Origin of the sequence: Albidovulum sp. (assembly GCF_049646345.1) — a bacterium.
Classification (GTDB): domain Bacteria; phylum Pseudomonadota; class Alphaproteobacteria; order Rhodobacterales; family Rhodobacteraceae; genus Albidovulum.
Map to the genome: position 1 here is coordinate 1 of NZ_JBARVQ010000032.1, position 5,241 is coordinate 5,241.

At 61.4% G+C, this 5,241-nt stretch carries 4 protein-coding genes; 3 read left to right on the forward strand and 1 reads right to left on the reverse strand.

Annotation, left to right across the window (positions count from 1 at the left end; translation table 11 throughout):
* The 3 genes from WBB85_RS00770 to WBB85_RS00780 form a co-directional block, all read left to right on the forward strand.
* A partial coding sequence (locus WBB85_RS00770) for a lysine--tRNA ligase (protein ID WP_432636712.1) occupies positions 1-1,320 on the forward strand: 1,320 nt, incomplete at its 5' end.
* 55 nt (positions 1,321-1,375) lie between these two features.
* Positions 1,376-1,780 (forward strand): DUF4864 domain-containing protein, encoded by a 405-nt coding sequence (locus tag WBB85_RS00775; protein WP_432636713.1) that lies wholly within the window; start codon positions 1,376-1,378, stop codon positions 1,778-1,780.
* A 174-nt stretch (positions 1,781-1,954) separates the two neighbouring features.
* Entirely contained in the window at positions 1,955-4,279 is a 2,325-nt protein-coding gene (locus tag WBB85_RS00780) for a glycosyl hydrolase family 28-related protein (RefSeq protein ID WP_432636714.1), read from the forward strand.
* A 54-nt stretch (positions 4,280-4,333) separates the two neighbouring features.
* Here WBB85_RS00780 and WBB85_RS00785 read toward each other — a convergent pair.
* A partial coding sequence (locus tag WBB85_RS00785) for a response regulator (RefSeq protein ID WP_432636715.1) occupies positions 4,334-5,241 on the reverse strand: 908 nt, incomplete at its 5' end.

The window sequence follows — 5,241 nt, forward strand, 5'->3', positions numbered from 1 at the left end:
GTGCCTGACAATGTGCCCGGGCAGGAAATGTTGAAGGAGAATCTTCAGCGGCCGCTGACGAGCGTCCCCGATCCTTTCGGGGAATACGAAAGCTTCGGCCACCACAACAATGCGATGCTGCGCCGGTTCCTCGATACGTTCGGGTTCGAATACGAGTTCATCAGCGCCACGGACTTCTATCGCTCAGGCCGCTTTGACGAGATCCTGCGCCGTTGCTGCGAGCGCTATGACGCGATCATGAAGATCATGCTGGCCTCTCTGCGCGAAGAGCGCCAGCAGACCTATTCCTGCTTCCTGCCGATCCATCCCGAGACCGGCCGCGTGCTGTACGTGCCGATGAAGGAGGTCAATGCCAAGGACGGCACGATCACTTTCGACGACGAAGATGGCCGCGAATGGGTGCTGCCTGTGACAGGCGGCAATGTAAAACTGCAGTGGAAGCCGGATTTCGGCGCCCGCTGGGCCGCGCTTGGCGTCGATTTTGAGATGTATGGCAAGGATCATTCGACCAACACGCCGATCTACGATGGCATCTGCGAGGCACTGGGCGTAAAGGCGCCGGAGCATTTCACCTATGAATTGTTCCTTGATGAGCATGGCCAGAAAATCTCGAAATCGAAGGGCAATGGCCTGACCATCGACGAATGGCTGACCTATGCGGCGACCGAGTCGCTTGGCTACTTCATGTATCAAAAGCCCAAGACCGCGAAGCGGATGCATTTCGATGTGATCCCGAAGGCGGTGGATGAGTATCACCAGCGGTTGCGGGCTTTCCCGGATCAGACGGTGGAGCAGCAGTTGGCGAACCCGGTCTGGCATCTGCACCGGGGCCAGCCGCCTGCGTCGGACATGGTTGTACCCTTCGCGATGTTGCTCAATCTGGCGTCGGTCGCAGGGGCGAAAGACAAGTCGGGGCTTTGGGGCTTTATCCAGCGCTATGCGCCGGAGGCGACACCGGAGAAGAACCCGCAGCTTGATCAGGCGGCCGAATTCGCTGTGCGCTATTTCCGCGACTTTGTCGCGCCGACTCGTGTTTTCCGTGCGCCCACCGATACGGAGCGGGCGGCGATGGAGGATCTGGTCGGGCGGTTGAAGCTCTGGGATGGCGGGCTGGATGCCGAAGCCTTGCAATCGATGGTCTTTGCTGTCGGCAAGGAGCACGGGTTCGAGCCGCTGCGCAATTGGTTCACAGCACTTTACGAAGTGCTGCTGGGGGCGAGCCAGGGGCCGCGTTTCGGCGGATTCATCGCACTTTACGGCGTAGAGGAAACGGTCACGCTGATCGAGCGGGCGCTTCAGGGGGAAATGACCGCAGCTTGATTTGGGGCTGGCGCCGGATCGTGCTAGGCTTACATCCGCAAGGATGGAGGCGCGGATGCGGCGTATCGTCTTAGGTCTCGGTCTCATGTTTCTCGTCGGCGCGTCTGCGTCCGCCGATGATGGGAGCGATATCCGTTCCGTGATTGGCGATCAGATCGCGGCCTTCGCGGCCGATGATCTGCCCAAGGCGTTCGATTTCGCCTCGCCCATGATCCAGCGCATGTTCAATGATCCCGAGACCTTCGGGCGCATGGTCGCAACCGGCTATCCGATGATCTGGCGGCCAGATGCGGTGCGCTATCTCGACCTGCACGAGGAAGACGGGCGCATGTTGCAGCGGATGGGGTTCCGAGACGGGGCGGGGCAGTTCCATCTCTTTGACTACGATATGATCGCCGGGCCCGATGGCTGGCTCATTAATGGCGTCTATCCTGTGCCACCCGAGGATGTCGGTGTCTGACGCCCAGCGTGCGCTGGTCTAAGACTTCCCCAAATCTTTCCCGGTAAAGCTATCCGCCGAGGGCCGGGCATGGCCCGCTGATTTCCCACGACGAGCAGTCCCCGCATGGGCCCGGATCCCGGGTCGGCGCGTGCCCGCCGTGGGCGCGCGACAGCGGGCCCCGCCGGACGGGGTGTGGACAACGACAAGGGGTTCTGCGCGATGAACAAGGCGATTACCGACGGGCTGGTTTTCATGCCGCCTGCATTCGAGAACGGGCTGGATGTCTGGTCGAGCGGCGACGGTACGCCGGGCTCTCCGACCTATGATGGCGCGGCCAATGCGGCACTGGTTCCGGCGGATCAGGATTTCGCGTCCTGCCTTGAACTGCAAAAGACGACGACCGTCACACAGCTTCGCTACACCGGCGAAACGCCGTTGCTGCCGGGCTGCTATCTGCGCATCCGGGCCCGCGTGAAGGCGATGAGCGGGAACCTGCCCTCTGTCCGGATCGCAGCCTGGGCTGGTGGGGCCGGGGGGCTCCATGTGCCGGGCGTCATCGAAGCGGGTGCGACTGTGGCGCTGACCGCCTATGGCAGAGTTGAGGTGATCGAGGCCATTGTCGGCACCGGCAATCGCACCGGCGTCGATATGAGCTGGGGCACCCAGGCGCTATACGGGCATTTCGGGATTGACCTCGCGGGCGCCAATGGCGGGGTTGTCCGCATCGATGATATTGAGATCGAGGACATCACGTCAGCCTTCCTTCGCACGATGATGGACTGGGTCGATGTCCGTGACTATGGCGCGGTGGGCGATGGTGTCACCGATGATTCCACCGCGGTGGAGGCCGCGGATGCCGCAGCCGCAGCTTCTGGCCGGACGCTGCTGTTTTCGGCGGGCACCTACTATCTCGATGCGGATGTGACGCTGGAAGCGCCGGCCCGGTTCGAGGGAACGCTCGTCATGCCGGTCAATCGCCGCATTGCGATGACCCGGAGTTTCGATCTTCCGACCTATGCAGACGCATTTGGCGACGAGGAAACAGGGTTCAAGAAAGCCTATCAGGCGCTGGTGAACTTTGCCGACCACGACACGCTCGATCTCGGTGGGCGGCGGGTCGAGATCACTGCGCCGATCGACATGCAGGCAGCGGTGGACAACAAGACCACCTTTTCGTCGCGCCGCACGATCCGTAACGGGCAGATCAATGCGGTTTCCGGACCAGCATGGGACACTGTGACCGTCACGTCGCAGGCGAGCTATTCAACCAGCAACGACACGATGCTGACTTCGGTGGCCAATATCGCAAATATCCCCGTTGGCGCGTTGGTTGAAGGTGTCGGAGTGGGCCGTGAGATCTACGTGACATCGGTCAATGTCGGGGCAGTCACTTTGACGCTGAGCCAGCCGCTTTACGGCGCGGCGGGGACGCAGGTCTATACGTTCAGGCGGTTTCAGTATCTGCTGGATTTCTCGGGCTTCGCGTCTTTGTCAAACATGATCCTCGACGACGTGCAGATCGAATGCGCGGGCGAGGCGAGCGGCATTCTTCTGGCGCCGTCCGGATCGATCTTCCAGTTGCGTGACAGTCACATGCTCAAGCCAAAGGACCGTGGGATTACCTCGATCGGCACGGGCTGTCAGGGGATGCTGATCGACCGGTGTCAGTTTGTATCGAACGAAAGCCCGCTGCGGTCGCAGGACCGGATCTCCATCGCGATCAATACGAACGCGAATGATGTGAAGATCCGGGACAACCGTGCCGTTCATTTCCGCCATTTCGCCGTGCTTGGTGGCACTGGCAGCCTGGTTGCGGGAAATCACTGGTTCCAGGGCGATCAGGAAACGGCGGGTCTGCGCGTGGCCGGGTTGGTGATTGCCGGAACGGATGTGAAATCGACCATCAACGGCAACTATGTGGACAATTCGTTCATCGAATGGACCAATGAATATGAGTCCGATCCGGATTTCGCCAATCAGTTTTCCTTTGGCGGGCTGACGATCACCGGCAATACTTTTACCGTCAACGATGTCGCGCCGTGGTTCAGCTGGATCGTGGTTAAGCCATATGGTGCGGGCCACTATATCCGGGGCTTCAACCTTTCGGGCAATGTGTTCCGGGCGCTGAACGGCACGGTGGACCGGGTTGAGAAAGTCGATACCACCTTTGCGCCGCTCGTCAATTTTTCCATGCGCAATATCTGGGTGGGTGAGAACACGTTCACGAATGTTGATCAGGTCATCGCGAACCCAGTTCTGTTGCAGCACAATCAGGTGACAGAGGCGACAGTCTGGACGCTGGATCCGGGGCCCTATCTGCCCTTTGGCGGCTGGGCGCGGAATGTCGATACGATCGTTGCCGAAGGCATGATCTCTGGTCCCGCCAATGTACGGCGCACCGACATGCCTTATGTCGAGGTCGAACAGGGGGCGGCGAAGCAGCAGGTCACGCTGAACTGGGCTTCGCAGTCCAAGGGGCGGGTGAATATCAAGGCGCGGATGGACAATCCGAACTGATCCGGCCTGCATGAGCAAGACAAGGGCCGGGCGCAGTCCGGCCCTTTCGGACGTTCAGAGCGGTGGCGGTGGCGGTGCTGCCGTCAGGATCTCGGCCCAGAGCAGGCGCTTGTCGACAGGCTTTGTCACATACCCGTTCAGGCCAAGCGCCATATAGTGATCGCGCTGGTAGGTTACGGCATCGGCGGTCAGGGCGACCACGGGAATTTGCGCCCAGTCCGCCGTCGATTCACGGATCTCGCGGAAGGTCGCTTCGCCGTCCATATCGGGCATGTTCATATCCAGCAGCACCAGATCGAAGGCTTCGGCCTTCAGCCATTCGAGCGCATCGCTGCCGCCATCGGCTTCGATCACTTCGATTCTGAGCGACCGGAGCATCTGGGCAACGATCAGCCGGTTGCTGGAAATGTCATCGACAACCAGAACCCGGAGACGGCCATAGATCGTCTCGGCGCCGGTCGCCGGAGGTTCGGGAATGGTGATGAAGGGCAATTCGACCCGCGCGACAAGGCCGCCATCCGGAGTGCGCATGAGACTGGCCTTGCCACCCATCACCTCGGCAATGCGATGGGCAACCGCCTGCGCCAGCGACTCGCCCGCGGGCGTCGCGGATGTGATTGCGTCGGACGTCCCGTTGGTGCCGGGGCGGCCTGCTACCGTTATCCGCAGCCGGTCCCGGCGTCCCGGCGCAAGCGCACAACGCAGATCCATGCGCGGCGCGACGCCCGTCGGTTGATCCCCGGCGACGAGGGCGCAAAGATGGGCCAGGCACTTTCGCAGCAATATCGGGTCGAACCTGCCGAATTCCGGCACCTCGTCCGCGATTTCAAACTCGACCCCGGGCTCCGGTCCGCCCCGCATGGGCATCTTTGTCGCGGCCGCCTGCTCCAGTTCCTGCCGGATCACCGCCGTTACCGGGCGAAACAGAATCTCGCCTTCCGTAAGCTGCGACAGGTCGATGA

Bases quoted from the DNA above. Each gene is read 5' to 3' on its own strand.
- WBB85_RS00775 (WP_432636713.1), top strand. From the start codon at position 1,376: ATGCGGCGTATCGTCTTAGGTCTCGGTCTCATGTTTCTCGTCGGCGCG.